Origin of the sequence: Paenibacillus sp. S25, assembly GCF_019454085.1 — a bacterium.
Classification (GTDB): domain Bacteria; phylum Bacillota; class Bacilli; order Paenibacillales; family Paenibacillaceae; genus Paenibacillus; species Paenibacillus polymyxa_B.
The window spans coordinates 1,825,205-1,842,491 of sequence record NZ_CP073683.1 but is presented as its reverse complement, the minus strand read 5'-3'; the positions used below and the strand labels follow the sequence as shown (position 1 = coordinate 1,842,491).

The 17,287-nt window shown below is 45.3% G+C and carries 19 protein-coding genes and 2 tRNA genes; 6 read left to right on the top strand and 15 right to left on the bottom strand.

Translation table 11 applies throughout. The features are described 5' to 3' along the window. Positions 1-113: 113 nt before the first annotated feature. Positions 114-1,499: a dihydrolipoyl dehydrogenase gene (lpdA, locus tag KAI37_RS08045; RefSeq protein ID WP_076292506.1), complete on the bottom strand. Its 1,386-nt coding sequence runs from the start codon at positions 1,497-1,499 to the stop codon at positions 114-116. Positions 1,500-1,695: 196 nt separating this feature from the next. On the opposite strand from lpdA, the gene KAI37_RS08040 reads away from it, so the two are divergent. Continuing rightward, complete coding sequence (locus tag KAI37_RS08040; protein WP_076292505.1) at positions 1,696-2,262, top strand: TetR/AcrR family transcriptional regulator; 567 nt, start codon at positions 1,696-1,698, stop codon at positions 2,260-2,262. Between the two features lie 143 nt (positions 2,263-2,405). On the opposite strand, the gene KAI37_RS08035 is transcribed toward KAI37_RS08040, so the two are convergent. Continuing rightward, complete coding sequence (locus tag KAI37_RS08035; RefSeq protein ID WP_025719701.1) at positions 2,406-3,284, bottom strand: radical SAM/SPASM domain-containing protein; 879 nt, start codon at positions 3,282-3,284, stop codon at positions 2,406-2,408. Between the two features lie 229 nt (positions 3,285-3,513). On the opposite strand from KAI37_RS08035, the gene KAI37_RS08030 reads away from it, so the two are divergent. Genes KAI37_RS08030 through KAI37_RS08020 form a run of 4 tightly spaced genes read left to right on the top strand, consistent with a single transcriptional unit; the run spans position 3,514 to position 5,937 of the window. Then, complete coding sequence (locus KAI37_RS08030; protein WP_103744397.1) at positions 3,514-4,269, top strand: helix-turn-helix domain-containing protein; 756 nt, start codon at positions 3,514-3,516, stop codon at positions 4,267-4,269. A gap of 17 nt (positions 4,270-4,286) precedes the next feature. Further along, positions 4,287-4,565, top strand: a complete 279-nt coding sequence (locus KAI37_RS26305) for a hypothetical protein (RefSeq protein WP_258383055.1) — start codon at positions 4,287-4,289, stop codon at positions 4,563-4,565. Then, positions 4,517-4,936 (top strand): GNAT family N-acetyltransferase, encoded by a 420-nt coding sequence (locus KAI37_RS26300; RefSeq protein WP_345945619.1) that lies wholly within the window; start codon positions 4,517-4,519, stop codon positions 4,934-4,936. Before KAI37_RS26305 ends, KAI37_RS26300 begins: the two co-directional genes overlap by 49 nt. Then, positions 4,933-5,937 carry an alpha/beta hydrolase family protein gene (locus KAI37_RS08020; protein ID WP_076292504.1) on the top strand — a complete coding sequence of 335 codons (1,005 nt, stop codon included), beginning with the start codon at positions 4,933-4,935 and terminating at the stop codon, positions 5,935-5,937. The genes KAI37_RS26300 and KAI37_RS08020 overlap by 4 nt, the downstream gene beginning before the upstream one ends. Here the strand turns inward: KAI37_RS08020 and KAI37_RS08015 are convergent. From KAI37_RS08015 to nrdR, 5 genes are all read right to left on the bottom strand, one after another. Next, positions 5,924-6,541: a GNAT family N-acetyltransferase gene (locus tag KAI37_RS08015; protein WP_076292503.1), complete on the bottom strand. Its 618-nt coding sequence runs from the start codon at positions 6,539-6,541 to the stop codon at positions 5,924-5,926. The genes KAI37_RS08020 and KAI37_RS08015 overlap by 14 nt on opposite strands. A gap of 23 nt (positions 6,542-6,564) precedes the next feature. Beyond that, complete coding sequence (locus KAI37_RS08010) at positions 6,565-6,858, bottom strand: hypothetical protein (protein ID WP_076292502.1); 294 nt, start codon at positions 6,856-6,858, stop codon at positions 6,565-6,567. A 653-nt stretch (positions 6,859-7,511) separates the two neighbouring features. Then, positions 7,512-7,584 (bottom strand) — tRNA-Lys (locus KAI37_RS08005). A 12-nt stretch (positions 7,585-7,596) separates the two neighbouring features. Beyond that, positions 7,597-7,672, bottom strand: a tRNA-Ala gene (locus tag KAI37_RS08000). A gap of 130 nt (positions 7,673-7,802) precedes the next feature. Further along, entirely contained in the window at positions 7,803-8,270 is a 468-nt protein-coding gene (gene nrdR, locus KAI37_RS07995; protein ID WP_013309614.1) for a transcriptional regulator NrdR, read from the bottom strand. Positions 8,271-8,375: 105 nt separating this feature from the next. On the opposite strand from nrdR, the gene KAI37_RS07990 reads away from it, so the two are divergent. Beyond that, positions 8,376-8,600, top strand: coding sequence for an alpha/beta-type small acid-soluble spore protein (locus KAI37_RS07990; protein WP_013309613.1), 225 nt, complete (start codon positions 8,376-8,378; stop codon positions 8,598-8,600). Positions 8,601-8,718: 118 nt separating this feature from the next. On the opposite strand, the gene KAI37_RS07985 is transcribed toward KAI37_RS07990, so the two are convergent. The 8 genes from KAI37_RS07985 to KAI37_RS07950 form a co-directional block, all read right to left on the bottom strand. Continuing rightward, positions 8,719-9,282: a lytic transglycosylase domain-containing protein gene (locus tag KAI37_RS07985; protein WP_025721988.1), complete on the bottom strand. Its 564-nt coding sequence runs from the start codon at positions 9,280-9,282 to the stop codon at positions 8,719-8,721. Beyond that, positions 9,279-9,875, bottom strand: a complete 597-nt coding sequence (gene coaE / locus KAI37_RS07980; RefSeq protein WP_220031031.1) for a dephospho-CoA kinase — start codon at positions 9,873-9,875, stop codon at positions 9,279-9,281. The genes KAI37_RS07985 and coaE overlap by 4 nt, the downstream gene beginning before the upstream one ends. An 11-nt stretch (positions 9,876-9,886) precedes the next feature. After that, a complete protein-coding gene (locus KAI37_RS07975; protein ID WP_104495855.1) occupies positions 9,887-10,678 on the bottom strand; it encodes an MntP/YtaF family protein in 792 nt (263 codons plus the stop codon). A gap of 111 nt (positions 10,679-10,789) precedes the next feature. Then, the gene (mutM, locus tag KAI37_RS07970) at positions 10,790-11,620 is read right to left on the bottom strand and encodes a DNA-formamidopyrimidine glycosylase (RefSeq protein ID WP_076292499.1); all 831 of its coding nucleotides are present in this window, start codon (positions 11,618-11,620) and stop codon (positions 10,790-10,792) included. A gap of 71 nt (positions 11,621-11,691) precedes the next feature. Beyond that, positions 11,692-14,346, bottom strand: a complete 2,655-nt coding sequence (polA, locus tag KAI37_RS07965) for a DNA polymerase I (protein WP_220031030.1) — start codon at positions 14,344-14,346, stop codon at positions 11,692-11,694. Between the two features lie 177 nt (positions 14,347-14,523). Next, a complete protein-coding gene (gene phoU, locus KAI37_RS07960; protein WP_023987923.1) occupies positions 14,524-15,183 on the bottom strand; it encodes a phosphate signaling complex protein PhoU in 660 nt (219 codons plus the stop codon). A gap of 39 nt (positions 15,184-15,222) precedes the next feature. Next, a complete protein-coding gene (gene pstB, locus KAI37_RS07955) occupies positions 15,223-15,981 on the bottom strand; it encodes a phosphate ABC transporter ATP-binding protein PstB (protein WP_220031029.1) in 759 nt (252 codons plus the stop codon). A gap of 127 nt (positions 15,982-16,108) precedes the next feature. Beyond that, on the bottom strand, positions 16,109-17,233 hold the full coding sequence (locus tag KAI37_RS07950) for a methyl-accepting chemotaxis protein (RefSeq protein WP_076292497.1): 1,125 nt from the start codon (positions 17,231-17,233) through the stop codon (positions 16,109-16,111). Positions 17,234-17,287 lie beyond the last annotated feature (54 nt).

The following is a 17,287-nucleotide window of genomic DNA, read 5'->3' as shown; positions in this document are numbered from 1 at the left end:
GTTCAGCCCCCGATCCAACCATCCACGTACCTGCTCAAACTCATACTCAAACTATAATATATTATAGTTGATAATTATTCTCACAGGCAATGAAGTGATTTCATACGGAGCCTCTACTTTGGACGGTCCATTTTTCTGATCGCATTCTCCGCAGCCTCCATGATTACTTCTCCCAATGTAGGATGGGGATGAATGGTTAGAGCTAAGTCTTCTACGGTTGCTCCCATCTCGATAGCCAGAGCAAGCTCGGAAATGAGTGTTGAAGCTTCGACGCCGACGATTTGCGCCCCCAGTACGATCCCCGACCCCTGCTTCGCTACGATTTTGATGTACCCCTCTGCCGCCCTTAGCGCCAATGCCCTGCCGTTAATTGCAAAGGAAGCTCTGCCAATGACAATCGGTAAGGCTTTTTCCTTTGCTTCTGTTTCACTTAGGCCAACACTAGCCAGCTCTGGTTCAGAAAAGACAACCAACGGCATGGCTTTATAATCCACTTTAGCAGCTTGACCTGCAATCGCTTCTGCCGCAATCTTCGCTTCATAGGAAGCCTTATGGGCAAGGGCTGGACCCTCCGTAATATCTCCAATGGCAAAAATATGCGGAATAGCCGTTCTACACTGCTCGTCTGTCTCGATCAACCCCCTGCTCGTCAGTGGCAAGCCAATGTGCTCCAATCCTAATCTGCCATCCGTATTCGGTTTTCTGCCTACAGTAACTAATACAAACTCAGCGGTGACATGATGCTGCTCTTGATCTTTTGAATAATGCAGCGTAATAGTATCCGTATTCTGCACGACTTTTTCGGCTATCGCCCCGGTTACGATGCTTACACCATCTGTTTTCAATTGCTTAACAACAGGGGCCACAAGGTCCGTCTCAAATCCCGGCAGCACCCGCTCCCCTCCCTCCAGGATCGTTACCTTTGTTCCAAATTTGGCATACATTTGTCCAAGCTCAATGCCAATATATCCACCACCTATCACGATCAGGCTGGACGGAACCGCTGGAAGCGAAAGCGCCTCTGTAGAGGACAAAATACGTCCGCCAAACGGAAATGCTTTCAGCTCGATTGGACGGGAGCCGGTTGCCAATATGGCATACTTAAAGGATATCGTTTGTTCCGCTCCATTTTGATTGATGATGGCTGTATGCCCATCAACCAAGCTTGCCTCCCCTTCCAGAATGCTCACACCTGCCGTTTTCATTAAAAAGCCGACTCCGCCTGCCTGCTTATTCACAATCCCCTGTTTGAAAGCCTGAGCATTCACGAATGACACCGCTGCATCTGCCTGATTTACCTGCCTGAGTATCTCATAGCGATGTGCTTCGGCAATCAAAGCTTTGGATGGAATGCAGCCCACATGCGTGCACACTCCACCTAGCTGACTGCGTTCAACAATCGCCGTTTTCATTCCAAGCTGAGAAGAACGCAATGCCGCCACATAACCTCCTGGCCCTGATCCAATGACCAGTGTTTCTACAGTTTCAAGCTTGCTCATAACTAATACCTCCTGTTAAAATGGCATGATTTAAAATATGATGATTGTAATATATTATAGTCATCATATTTTAAAAGCGTCAATAGTCTTGATCAGCCTTTCTGAAGTTGTCGTTATAGGAAGACAAATTGACACGTTTTATTATGATGATTATAATATTTTGAAGTTAGCATTATGAACCCGTGGAGTGATTACAATGCCTTATCCAAAAGGCCATAAGATGAAAGTGCGGAGTAAGATCGTTGAAAGTGCTGCCCAGGCTTTCCGCGCCAACGGTATTCACGATGTAAGTGTTCCCTTTATTATGAAAGGGGCCGGATTAACTCACGGCGGGTTTTATTCACACTTTGATAACAAAGGACAGCTAGTCGCAGAAGCCTGTCGCTATGCCGTCAGCGATACCCTCGCACTGCTTCAGGAGGCCATTGACCAAGAAAAGCAAGCTCCCAAAATCAATGTTGTCATCGACTACTATTTAAGCACCCATCACCGCGATCGAACCGAAATAGGCTGTATTATTCCTGCCCTTTCCGTAGAAATAGCCCGTTCTTCCGAAGAAATCCGGCAGATATTCACGCAGGAGTTGGAAAGAATGATTACGTTTATCTCCAATTTGGCGGGAATGGATCTATCCAAGAGTAGCGCATTGTTCAGTAGTATGGTTGGTTCTCTTGTGCTTGCACGTTCTGTTAATGATCCTAAACTGAGTGACAGCCTTCTCTCGGCAGGCAAACAGTATGCCAAAGCACTGGTTAATAGTTGAATGTAAGTATGTTTTACGTATGCAAAAAATCCGCTAAACACCAAGAAATCCTTGATGTTTAGCGGATTTTTCCTAAGAATCTAAACTCAAAACGGAGGTAACGATTTGTCAGAGATTCGAGGTCTCCACCTGCCAAATCTCCGTTATGTTCCAAATCGTTTGCGGTACCCGCATTTTCGGCATAACTCTTCTACCGCTTCTCTCTTAGAGAACCCGAAGTACAGACGGTTTGCACGCTCCCCTTCCACAATGTCGGAAAAAGATTGCTCATGCACGTTACCTAAATTAATGACACCTTCTCCATCCAGACAGCAAGGGACCACCGTTCCATCCACCAATACCGCCGCTTGGCTACGGAGTGCATGGCAAAAGCCTTTTCCGTCATCTTCGGGGGCACTGAGGCTTGGCCATTCAAATTCATGGTCTTGATTCAAATAAACGTTTGGTGCGATTTTGACCCCACTGCCCGGTATCACCTTTTCCTCAATCCGATAGTCCAGTCCAAACTCTTGCTCCAGTCGTTCAAGTGTTTCCCGGTTGCGCTGACGCTGCACATTAGTCAAATTATCTTCAGTCAAGTTCCAGAGACGGAACGAAATAATGACATTGTGTTTCACCGCTTCTCTTACAAACGTGAAAATATTACCCAAATATCCTTCTCGATCGACGGAGCCTTCATGCCCGTCAAAACTGTGGAGAGAGAAGTTCATCTGACGCAGCGCTGGTTGCCCAAGCAGCTTATGTCCGGTCTTCGGCAGCAAGGTACCATTGGTGGTTATATTGACCTTCAAGCCTTTCTCATGAGCACTTTCCAGCAAAAGATCAATTTTCGGATGGAGCAACGGCTCTCCTTTTACATGCAAATAGATGTAATCCGTGTGTGGTTTGACCTGATCAAGCACATTTCGAAAGACTTCCGGATCAATAAATTTTTTGACACGCTGTGTTTGAGGACAAAAACTGCATGCGAGATTGCAAATGCTCGTTATCTCAATATATACCTTTTTAAAAGTTTTCAACATGATTTCCCCATTCTAACCTTCATCCGGAGCATCTTGTTTATGCTCACTAATCTTATGATTATAACGGGTTATCACCGACAGGTAAACTCTTCAGTCTCTCCCTTGGTGTGGGCATCAAATGCTCGACACATACGCCTATCCAAGATTTGATTTGATATTTTCTATTGACCCTAGGTCTGACCTAAGGTTTATAGTGGAGTTATTCAACTATCAGTAAGGAGTCCTGCCATTGAAAGAACATATTACGATCAGCCAGCTTGCTCAGCTCATGAATGTGTCTGTACATCAACTGCGTTATTTTGAAGAAAAGGGAGTCCTGTATCCATCACATACAGAAGAAAATCAATATCGAATGTACGGTCTTCATGAGATTTATCAGCTTTCGCATATTTTATTATTACGCAAATTAAATGTCCCTGTCGGTCAGATTCAAGAATGTATGACTTCCTATGCTGCCGATGACTATAACCAGCTTTTAGAGCATTCGTTGCAGAAGGTACAGGCTGAAATAGCTAACTTGAAGATGCATGAACAGTTTATTCACAAAGTGTTAGAAGAACATAATAATCGGACCCAGCAGGACGATGAATATCAGGTCAAACGATTAGGTCCCCGTCATTTAAAGCTATGGTTTGCATTGGAGAATGGTCAAGAGCTCACTGCCGGAAACCTATTTGAACACCGCCCTGCCCCACCTCGATTATTTGAAAATGACCTGCATTACTTGTCTGATGCTGGACAGGCGAAGCTATGTTATGAAACGGCGGATGTGGCTGACTATATTCTGGAAGAGGGCAACTATCTTTATAAGCATCTTTCCGTCATTGAAGAACCGGAGATTGATTATGAAATTAAACAAATGGAACGATATGTAGCTCATCACCAATATAACTGCCAAAGCAAGATTGTTCTAGTAGAAAAATCTTATCTTTCGATGTTCGACAACAACAAGCTGCAATACGAAATTCAGGTTAAAGTAGAATAAATCTTGGAGGGCGTTAAATGAGTGCAAAATCCTTTGACATTGTTGCATACCAGAAACAAGACCATGAAGCTGTTTGCAGACTTTTAGTCGAATCGTTTAAAGCAAAATTCCAATCTCTTGTTACACTGGAGGAGCAAGATATACAGAAGTTGTTAATGCAGGTTTGGGTTCAAAATCCTTATTCTTCATCTATGAAACAATTTGTAGCCAAAGAGAACGAAGATGTTGTCGGTGTTCTTTCCCTCAAATGGAAGGCCCCTCCTCTTCACTTCCTGAAACAAATCCCATTTCTTTAGCTCCGCTCCTAAAACAGTTTGGTTGCTTCAATGTATTTAAATTTTTGACAGGTATGCATGCTCTGGAGTATACCCCCGCTGCAAATGAGTGTTACATTGATCATTTGGCGATTCGTTCAAGTCATCGTAACCAGGGAATAGGACGCCGTCTTCTAGCTTTCGCACAGCAATTTACGGTTGAATCTGGGTTTCATGCATTGACGCTTCATGTAGCGCATAAGAACCAAGGGGCTATCCGTTTGTATCACAAACTGGCGTTTGAAGTAGAACAATCCAAATATAATGGGTTACGGCATTTTTGGTTCAAGGAGCCTGTATGGAATCTGATGAGTTGGAAAGAGAACCTGCATTCGAGGAGAGAACATCGTTGAAAAAAACATTCAAGCTTACTTTTGGTATTGCGGCAGCTCTGGCTGTTGCCTTGATACTAATTGTTCTATATCAAAATTCCTATAAGATGACAGAAGAAAAAATACAAATTAAGACACCTAAAGGGCTGTTAACAGGTACATTAGCTTTGCCTAAGAACTACTCGGGAAAGGTTGGATTGGTTGTTTTTATCCATGGGGATGGTCCTATTAATGACACATATGATGATGGATACAAACCACTGTGGGAAAAGTTCGCTTCCAAGGGTTATGCCTCCCTGTCACTGAATAAGCCCGGTATTAACAGCGCTCCTGGCAATTGGCTCGACCAAAGCATGGAGGACCGTGCACAGGAGATCCGATATGCAATAGACTGGGCAAGAAGCTTACCGATGATTGATAAGCAAAAAATCGGCCTATGGGGAGCCAGTCAAGCAGGATGGGTCATTCCAAAGATCGTTAAAGAGGAGCATGATATTGCATTCAGCATCCTTGTATCGCCTGCCGTGAACTGGATTTCCCAAGGACAATTTAATACCAGAAAAGAAATGGAACAAGAAGGAGCTACTCCGCAAGAAATTCAAAAGACATTGAATTACGATCAAGAAATTCTACAGTTACTGAAAAAACATGCTTCTTATGAAGAATATCTAGGCATAGCCGATCCTGACGATATGATTTCCAAAGAAAGATGGAGCTTTATAGGCAACAATTTTCTGTCTGATTCCACCGAAGAATTAAGTCACTTCCATTCTCCTGTACTCTTGGTTCTGGCTGGCAAAGATATTAATGTTGATGTAAAGGGTACCGAGCGAGTCTATCGCCAGAAAATACCTCCAGAACTGCTGTCCGTGATTCATTTACCTGAAGCCGACCATTCCATGATGGATGAAAAAATCGCGCGTTCAAAATCTCTAACTTTCTTAACAGCCGTATTCGCCCCAAGAAAATTGGTGAATGACGAGTACCTGGAAATCCTTGCTGATTATGTCAGTCAGCGTTAAACAATGATGTTCTTTTTTGCCATACTTCTTTTGAATATGCTAATGAAAACCCCAACGAAAGATAAAAGGGCTGATCGGAACCCACAAAAATTCTTTCTGCACCTTTGTCCTTGACTCTTTTTATGGCTTCATAAATAACGGCTTTTCCAAGCCCCATTTTTCTATACTTAGGTATCGTACCTACCGGCTCCAGTATTCCTATTTTATTTAGCTCGTCGTACCAGAGAGTAGTGAAAGAAGCAACTTCATTGTTTTGATCCAGGATGACTACATCCAATTCCGGTATATAATCAGGGGCATTTCTCAATGATATATAACATCGTTCAGCGACATTATGATCTGGATAATCGCCCTTGTAATACCCAAATGCTCTTCCATGAGCAAACCCTTTTTCAAAATCCCCCACTTCATTCGCATCCGAAATTCTAAACCCTTTTGGTAATTCTACCTTTACATCATGGGGTACATTCATATAGGACGTCGTTTCTTTCCCATCCTGCATGATATAACTTCTTTTTTTCAAAAGCTCCTTAAGTTGTTCTCCCTCCTCGTTTACGATTAAATCTAAAGTGGTTACTCCCTCATTGTGTAAAGCTAATTTCATTTCAGCATAATCTATTAATTCATTTAGTATTCATTTGAAAAATCTCGATCTGCAAGCTGGAAATAGGCTTCACCTATGTTACCTTCTCCTTCCGGGTGAACAACAGCAACAATTTCTTTATGCTCATCCTCCCAAATCCCAACAGTCTCAGGCCACATTTCAAATCTATTGTGCATGATTTGTCCCCAATATCTACAAAAATTCCATCGGTCTATAAACCAATTTTTGAGGTTGGGGCTACTTTTGAGGGAGTGTTTCAAAAAATCTCTAATCCTTAAAAAGTCATGCGTTTCGAATTTTTTCTGAGTATACTTCATTATTTACCTCCTGCTCTTCTGCAATGACCTTATTGTAAAGATTCTGGAAGTTTAGATATATGCCAAGTTCTTTTATCAAATGTTTGTAACATTATACTTATAAGAAGACAACAAAAACCCACAGATCATCTCTGCGGGCACATTTTTTATTTTTTTAATATACGATTTTCTTAATGCGGTCTACAGACAGTCCGTATTGTTCTGAGAGTTCGTCAATGGGCACCCTCTTACATTTTAAGGGCAAAGCCTGCGTCTGCCAATAACTAATCCTTACAGGCGAAATATATTCGCTCCATACCAAGCTTCGCCTTGTTTATTCCGCAGGCTTTGCATGGAGCAGATTGAGTACGAAATCAATGATACGATACATCGTTCCCCCTCCTTTTAGACATCACATTGGTTTTCACTTAGCTCAGTTCAATAATTAGGAACTCAACTCATGTTATTGTAAAATACGAACTGCAATGAAACAACGATTAAAGTTACACTCGTGAACAATGGGTTTCTATTCCAATCGACGTCTATTTCCTGTAGGGTCCGGTTTATGTGCAGTCAGTTACGCGCTCATTCAACCCATAACTGTTCTCGGTTAGACTGGGAATAGATCTATAAACAACAAAAAAACGGCATCTCTGCCGTTTTTTCTAAAAGGATGGACTCTCAGGGACTCGAACCCTGGACCAATTGATTAAGAGTCAACTGCTCTACCAACTGAGCTAAGAGTCCATAATAAAAGTTTGGTGGAGCCTAGGGGGATCGAACCCCTGACCTCATCGCTGCCAGCGATGCGCTCTCCCAGCTGAGCTAAGGCCCCATTATAAGTAAGTTAATCAACGTTTCAAGCGACTTCTATATCATATAAAATTTTTATTCCTGTGTCAATACTTTTATAAAAAAAATATAATCATCTTCTCACCTTGACCCAAGAAAGATACAGTCAGCGATCAGTCGCTGGCTGTATCTTTAGATAACAGTGTTTTCAGTTCCTTCATAAACATATTGATGTCTTTAAACTGACGATAGACGGACGCAAAACGTACGTAGGCGACTTCATCCACTGGGTAAAGCTGTTCCATGACCAGCTCTCCGATCTGCTGGCTATCCACTTCTGTGGCTGCTGTGTTGCGGATAGCGTTCTCCACTTGGGATACGATCATATCCAATTGCTCGACGGATACTGGGCGCTTCTCGCAGGCTCGAATGAGACCGCGCAGCATTTTATCACGACTAAACTCTTCACGGCTGCCGTCTTTTTTGATGACCATGAGTGGGGTTTCCTCCACCATTTCAAAGGTGGTAAAACGCCTGGCACACTGCTCACATTCACGGCGGCGACGGATGGACTTGTTATCATTCGCAGGTCGCGAATCCAACACTTTCGTGCCATTGTAGGCACAATACGGACATTTCATAATCTCACCACTTTCTTTTTCCAATAAATTCCCGAAGATTTTTAGTAATAATTTTGTCAAAACGGATCATAATATGTTTACCACATCGCGAGGAGGTGAACAACAATGGCACAAGGAAACAATGGCAACTCCAACAACCTGGTAGTCAGCAGATCCTCCGGCGCTCTGGAGCAAATGAAATATGAAATCGCTCAAGAGCTGGGTATCAGCATTCCTCAAGATGGATACCAAGGTAACATGACTTCCTATGAGAACGGTTCGATCGGGGGCTACATCACAAAACGCCTCGTAACGATCGCCGAACAACAATTGGCAGGTCAATACCAATAATCGCGGTAATAATGCAGAAATAACAAGAAAAAGTGTATGGACGGGCTGCTAAAAACAGCCTGTCCTGCGCTTTTTTCATTTTAAAGCGAAAAGGCTCATCATGTCATTAACTTGTCATTTAAAAATCATTATAAATTTTCGTGTATTGCCTGTAGTAATAAATGACCCGCTGTACGTAATGTCGTGTCTCACCAAAAGGGATTTGCTTAATGGACTCTTCTTTTCCATCCCACACTCCCTTATCGAGCCACTCTTGAACTTTACCCGGCCCTGCATTGTAAGCAGCTACGATTGCTACAGGATTATCCTGAAACTTCACGGATAGGTTATGCAAATACCAGGTTCCCAGCTCAATATTGGTGCCAGGCTCGTGCTTGACACTGTCCAGCGGAACCTTTTGAATCTGGGCGCTGTCCATAATCCAATTTGCTGTATTCGGCATAATCTGCATCAGGCCTAGTGCACCCTTATGCGATTGCTTGCTGGTTTTAAAATTGGTTTCTACGCGGATAATAGACGCCACTAAAAATGGGTCCACTTCATACGTTTGTGAATACTGCCGAATCTCATCCTTATATTGAATCGGATAGAACCAAGACATCCAATTTGAATTAAGGAACAGAATCAGGACAAACCCGACAAACAAAGTGAGCAGGACTCTTTTCTTTCGCAAAATATTCATGCAAGTCCCTTCCGCTGCCAAAATTGATCAATTTGTCGTTTCGTCTCAGACTGTGTTCCGCTATTATCGATAACGATATCGGCCAAGTTTTTCTTTTGTTCAATATCCATTTGTGCGGACAGCCGAAGTCCAGCTTGCTCCTCCGTCAGACCGTCTCTGAGCATCAGACGCTGGAGCTGAATATCACGTGGTACGTACACAACCATAATTTCCTCGTACAAGCTCTCCAGCCCGGACTCGTACATTAACGGGATATCTGCCAAAACAAGCTTGTCCGGCTGTTCCCGTTCATATGCTTCCATACGCAGTCGCATTTCCTCACGAATAGCAGGATGTGTAATATCGTTAAGTGCCTGCCGCTGGGCAGGGTCTCCGAATACAATCTCACCCAGTTTTTTGCGATGCAGGGTTCCGTCACTGTTCACTATAGCTTGTCCAAAATGCTTTATGACCGCCGCCAGCACCGGATGCCCCGGAAGCATCACTTCCCGGGCAATGGCATCTGCGTCGATCAGCAGCGCACCTTTGGCGACCAAAAGAGCCGACACGGTGCTTTTTCCGGTAGCAATGCCTCCGGTTAATCCGATATTCATGCTCTTTCACCTCATAACAGCTTCAATATGCCCATCATAATCAGTAATAATGCCGGCAATACACCCAGCGCCTTCATAAATCGAAATGCTGATAGAAAGAAGCCTGCCTTCATCCCTGCAATCAAAAATGTTCCACTGAATAACGTAATAGCCAGCGCAGTAGACAGTGGCTGAAAACCAAGCATAGCTGCCCCTAATCCCGCTCCGAACGCATCGACCGATAATGCAATACCCAGCCAAACCGCTTCGGTAGCAGATATACTGCCGGAACGGTCCATGTCCGCAGCAGACGGGCTTCGAAGAATCCGAATAACAAGTCCCCATTTGCGGAACTCCAGATAAAATAGCGTTCTCTCCTGCTGCTCTATAGAAGCTTCTGCCGACAGATCTTTTCTTGAGCTAAGGAAAGACTCTGTATCAGCATCCTCTATACTCTTCTTCTCTCCAAGAACAGATCTGCTCACTGGCTCAGTCTGTTCTGTAAGAAGCAGCCCCCGAGAGGCCTCCGCTGAATCCTCTAGCGAATCCTCTTTGCGGTGCAGAGCTTGAAACAAAGAGTAACAACCGATACAGATCAGGATGACAGCGCCGAAAACGGTCGTATATACAGGAGACAGGACACGAGATAGTAATGCGCCCAATTGCATGGATATGCCAATCACCAAACCTGAACATACAGAGATGATAGCAATCGACAACAGTGGAATTTTCATTTTGCGCAGACCATATGTAACACCGACTCCGAAACTGTCCAAACTTAGCGCAAATGCCAGTAACAGCAGGGCTCCCCAATGATTAGCCACTCCAATTCCCTCCCATTGCGAAGGCAGGGCCTTATAACAACCGAAACCCTCCGCAGTATTGGTACTTGGAACAATATATGAGAGGGATGGGCTTGGGGTGACTGTGCCTGTTTAGCGCAGAGGTTGGCAGACCGGACAATGATGTGTGCCACGTCCGGCTACGACAGATTTTTCGATCAATGTACCACAGTTAATGCAAGGCTTCGCGTTACGTCCATAGATTTGCAATTGATGCTGGAAGTCGCCCGTTTTGCCCTGTCCATTAACGAACGATTTAATGGACGAGCCTCCAACCTGAATCGACGCACCCAACGTGGAGACAATAGCTTCATGCAAGACATGAAATTGGCTATCCGTTAGGCTTTTGGCTGGCTGCGCTGGATGAATCCCCGCCTTAAACAGCGATTCATCTACATAAATATTCCCGATGCCCACCACATATGACTGGTTTAACAGCGCTGCCTTGATCGAAGTCGAACGAGTTCCAACAGCGGCACGCAGCATTTCCGGTGTAAAGGCCTCGTCCATCGGCTCCAAACCAAGCTTGTTCAGCGGCTTTTCTAGCAAATCCTGTCCTGCCGGAAATAAGTGCATCGTGCCAAACTGGCGCACATCCTGATAACGCAGCTCCGTACCATCTTTAAAATGAAAGATGACATGGGTATGCTTTTCCACAGGATCATGTTGTGAATACAATCCATATCGCCCTTCCATTCGAAGATGGGAGACCAACACCAGCCCGTCCAGCAAAATCCGCAGAAACTTTCCGCGTCTCTCCACCCCTGTAATCCGGTGATCGGCCAATTCCATCGCAAAAGCATGGATATCATCGGGCCGTTGAATGATCCGCGGTAAATTAACGGTGACATGATCTATATGTTTATCAACGATAAGCTCGTTTAGCGTTCGTTTAATTGTTTCTACTTCCGGTAATTCCGGCATGATGTCTTCACCTCACCCTATATTATAACGGAAGCAACGTCAAATTGGGACTATCTACTCATTGAAATATCTTACTTGGCCTCATACCAATTGCTTCCATAGCTTACTTCGGCTTTGAGCGGCACAGCCAGCTTTAATGCAGCTTCCATGGTAGCCGGGACAAGCTCTTTCATCGTTTCCATTTCCTCAGGCGGAACCTCGAACACAAGCTCATCATGTACTTGGAGCAGCATTCTGCTGCGAAGATTACGTTCACGTAGCACCTTATCCATCTGTACCATCGCCAACTTGATAATATCGGCAGCGGTACCTTGAATCGGCGTATTCATCGCTGTACGCTCAGCGAATGAACGCAGGTTGAAATTACTGGCGTTAATCTCCGGTAAATAGCGTCTGCGTTCCAACAGCGTTTTTACGTAGCCGTCCCGCTTCGCATCCTTCACAATATCATCCATGTAACGGCGAACGCCTTGGAACACATCAAAATACTGGTCGATAAAGCGAGCCGCTTCCTTCCGCGTAATATTCAAATTTTGTGACAGACCATAATCACTGATTCCGTAGACAATCCCAAAGTTGACTGCCTTCGCAGAACGCCGCATGTTGGAGTCCACATCTTCCGCTGCTACACCAAACACATCGGATGCGGTCTTGGTATGGATGTCCATATCGTGGACAAAGGCTTCCTTCAAACGTTCATCATCCGAAATATCAGCCAGCACTCGCAGCTCAATCTGTGAGTAGTCGGCCGCCAAAATAGACCAGCCCGGTTCGGACGGAACAAACACTTTGCGGATTTTACGACCCTCTTCAAGACGAATCGGAATGTTTTGCAAATTCGGAAATTGACTGCTCAAGCGTCCAGTTGCTGCAACCGTCTGCCGGAAATACGTATGCACCTTACCCGTTTTCTCCGAAATTTCTTTCAGCAATCCTTCGACATACGTCGATTGGAGTTTGGCAATTGTGCGGTACTGCAAAATGTTTTGTACAATATCATGATAGGGGGCCAGCTTTTCCAGAACCTCTGCATCAGTCGAGTAACCCGTTTTCGTCTTTTTAATGACAGGCAAACCCAGTTTATCAAACAAAATCTCACCCAACTGCTTGGGCGAATTTAGATTGAACTCTACTCCGGCAATACTGTAGATTTCATCCACCAACGTTGCAATCTGGGCTTCAAATTCTTTCCCCAAAGCGCGTAGTTCTTCTACGTTCACCAAAATACCCTGCTTCTCCATATCCGCCAAAATGCGGGACAACGGCATCTCCAGCTCATGAAACAGCTTATGCATTTCCGTTTTTTCCAGCTCAGCCTGCTGCACAGGCACCAAAGCTTCAATCACCGCTGCCTTACGCGCCACATGATCGGACAGTACATCCACGTCAGGGACTTTATATTTTGCTCCTTTGCCGAACACTTCTTCGTCTGGACGGATCGAAGACAAGCCATATTTGGCTGCCAATCCGCTCAATGTCTGGTTTGCATCGGTTGGGTCCAGCAAGTACCCTGCCAGTTGCACATCAAACTCGGCACCTGCAAACTCAATTCCATGCCAGTGTAAAGCCAAATCCGTTCGATGCAGATCATGACCGCGTTTTTTGCGTTCAGGGTCAGCAAGCCATGCGCGAATAGGTGTAGCTGCATCGCTTTGCAGTACATCCAGTGTCATAAAAAACTGCTGTCCCGTTGCGGCAAATATCAGACCTACGATGTCAGCATGATGCGGATTATCACCATGCGTCTCAACATGCAGCACATCCACACGATCCAACACTTCTACCAATTCGCTAATTCGCTGCTCATCCAGGACTGTTACGTCAACCGCGGCTTCCTCTACGTCTACCCCAGTACTGCCAACCTCACCTGAAAAGGATAAACGCTCCAGCAAGGACTTGAACTCCAGCTTCGCCAGAGCTGGCCCGGCTGTTTCTGCTTGCAGCCCGCCGAAGGCCACATCATCCAGCTGCTTGTCCAACGTTACATCCCGATAAATGGTCGCTAAATCTTTGCTCATTCGCGCGTCGTCAGCATGTGTCTCTACGCGTTCTTTCATTTTGCCCTTCAGCTCATTCGTGTGCGCCAGCACTTCTTCGACTGAACCGTATTGATGCAGCAGCTTGAGCGCTGTTTTTTCACCCACCCCGGGAATACCAGGAATATTATCCGACGTATCACCCATCAGACCCTTAAGATCAATAATTTGCAGCGGCTTCAGGCCATATCGTTCCTGAATTTGCTCAGGTCCATACGTCTCCACCTCAGTAACCCCTTTGCGGGTCAAGCCGACTGTGACATGGTCTGAAGCCAATTGAAGCATATCCTTGTCCCCGGTCACGACCAGTACATTAAAACCGGCTTCGTCTGCTGTCTTGGACAGGGTGCCTATAATATCGTCCGCCTCATAGCCATCCAGTTCAAACTGAGCAATGCCGAAAGCGGTCAATAGCTCTTTCAGCAACGGAAATTGCTGGGACAGCTCTGGCGGTGTTTTCTCCCGCCCACCTTTGTAATCCTCGTATCCTTTATGGCGAAACGTTATTTTACCGGCATCGAAGGCAACCAGAATATGTGTTGGTTTGTGCTCCTCCAAGAGCCGCAATAACATCGTCGTAAATCCGTACACCGCGTTCGTCTGCTGCCCGCTCGAATTCGTTAACGGTGGCATAGCAAAAAACGCCCGGTAAATGATACTGTTACCATCTATAAGCATGAGTTTATCCATTTAGCACCTCGCAAGTTCATCAATGCATTCGTAACGTTCTTACGTTTTACGCATTCCTCTTCCTATCTTAACATACAAGACTCCTTTTTCAGAAAAAAACGGCTGCTTCCTAACCAAATTTGCCTTTTGCTCAAAGACAAGTCTGGGTCAGAAACAACCGCTATATACCTGAATGCTCTACTGGTTCAAATCTGGCCTCTCCCCTGTCACGAGATATACAGTGCTTTCACCGATATTCGTAGCATGGTCACCAATTCGTTCAATGTATCGTCCTACAAGCAGTTGCAGCATAGCTTGTGAAGCCTCTGCCGGCTTTTCTACCATAAAGGCGTACAGATCGCTGATCATGTGGCTATACATGGAATCCACACGATCATCCTCTTTGGCCATTTTGTAGGCCAGATCTGTATTTTCATCCAAATAGGATTTGATCGCATCATCTATCATTTCTTTAACAATGGAAGCCATGTGCGGAATATCCACCAAAGGCTTAATGATCTGCTGCCCTTCCAAACGAAGTGTCACCTTGGCAATATCAAGTGCCAAATCGCCCATTCGTTCCAGATCACTGGAAATTTTAAATGCAACAATGATCCGGCGCAAATCCTTCGCTACCGGTTGCTGGGTAATAATGAGCTTGGAACCCATATCGAGAATATTCTCTTCCAGCGTATTGAGGGATGCATCATTTTTGACCACCTGCTGAGCCAATTCTATATTTTTGGTCTGCAAACATTCAATGGCCTGATCGAGCGCCTTCGAAACGTGTGCACCCATTTCGCGCAGTACGGCTCTCAGTTCATCTAACCCTTCATCAAAACCTTTTCTACGTATCATTTCGAAGTCACCCCTTCTGGCATATTCATCTGGTAGGCTTTAGCCAAATCGCCCTGAAATATAATCTTCTGTACGTGAATCTTGCGGCGTGGAAAACATCATCTCTGTATCCGCCGCTTCCACCACAACACCATTCAAAAAGAACGCAGTTCGACCGGACACACGCGCTGCCTGATGCATGTTATGCGTCACCATGACGATGGTATATGTGTCTCGTAATTCCTGAACCAGTTCTTCAATTTTCATCGTGGAGATCGGATCTAGCGCAGATGTCGCCTCGTCCATCAGCAAGATATCTGGTTGTACGGCAAGCGCCCGGGCAATGCACAACCGCTGCTGTTGTCCACCGGACAAGCTCAGAGCTGAACGCTTCAGAAAGTCCTTGACCTCTTCCCAGAGTGCCGCCTGCCGTAGGCTTTGCTCGACCAATTCGTCCAACTTGTCCTTTTGCCGAACTCCATGCAGACGTGGGCCGTAGGCCACGTTATCATAAATCGATTTGGGAAATGGGTTAGGCTGTTGAAAAACCATTCCCACCTGCTTACGCAGAGTTTCTACTTCCATAGTATCGCCGTATATATCCTGACCTGCGATACTCACGGTGCCTTCAATACGCGTTCCCGGTATCATGTCATTCATCCGGTTCAGCGTACGCAGCAGGGTCGATTTGCCGCAGCCGGACGGGCCGATAAAGGCAGTTACCGTTTTTTCAGGAATATCGAGGTTTATATGTTTCAGCGCGTGAAATTTCTCATAATATAAATTCAGCTTATCAATCCGGATTACGGAATCATTCATGGATTTATGATCTCCTTCGTGTTGCAGTTATGATCCTCAAGCATTGCACCTGATTTGCACAATATGAAGATTATATAAGCTGTGTGTAAATTTAGTGTGGTGGATTTGTTAACGGTATGTAAAATGATCAAGAACTTAGCATGAGCTCAAGCTCCTGTGCAATTTCGGCTGCATTCAAAGCCGCTTCCTCTGCGGAATGGGCCATTTCGCTGTTTTTGGCTTCAATTTCATCGACAGCCTGCAATAGTTTGGAGAAAGTTTGTGTTCCAGCAGAAATATATTGAGAGCCTGTATGAATCTGCTGCATACTCGTATCCGTCAGTTCAGCAGTGTCACGCAGCATCTGCTCGATATGGGTGAGTAAGCTTGTAATCTGCGTGGAAAAAGCTTTCGTCTGGAGTGACATATTCCGCACCTCCTGAGACACAATCTGGAAGCCTCGTCCGTGTTCGCCAGCATGCGCCGCTTCAATGGACGCATTGATCGCCAGCAGTCCGCTTTGATCTGCCAGTGCACGAATGGATGAGGCCATGCCCGCAATGTCATTCAGCGATTGGGTCAGCGCCGTCATCTGCTCATGCTGGCGCTTCATTTGCTCCGTGACCGCACGATAGGAGAGCAAAACATCCTCCAATTCTACTTTGCCACGGCGGGATAATTCACTCATTGAGCGGGTTAGCCGCACACTGTCATCGGCCTCTTTAGCTGCATCCAGCACGGTCAGCTGAATACGCTGGACTCCGTCATAGCTATGCCGAATCACATCGCCCCGCTCTTCGTCCGCTTCTCTTTGCATTCGCTGCACAACGGACAGGATATCTCGAATCGTGAGTACGCCGAGTAATCGTGTGCCTTCCTTAACCAACACACAATCGTAAAAACGCTGTTCTTCGCGCAACATCGCCAGTTCCACAATGTCCGATGCCCGGCTTTTCAAATCCACAATTAATGTATCGGGGTCAGCAAATATGGCCGCAGGCTTGTCATAGAACAACGCCGCAGCAAATCTGCCGGTAAAATGGCGATTATACGCATCTCTCATAATAATGCCCAGTGGAAGATCATTTTTATCCACAACAATAACACAAGGTATATCTTCCTGTGTTTTCATAAGTGCTAATAGTTCTTTACAAGACATGTCCGTACCAATGATCGGAACCTCCCGGCATGGCACATAGGTAGTAATCGGCTTGTATGCTTCACGTTCAATCACGGCAGTGGAACTCGGCTGGGTCTTTGGTTCCGTTATCATCGTTCTGAAGTCCCCTTTTTTTAACTACTTGGAGTGACGGGAACATCATATCGG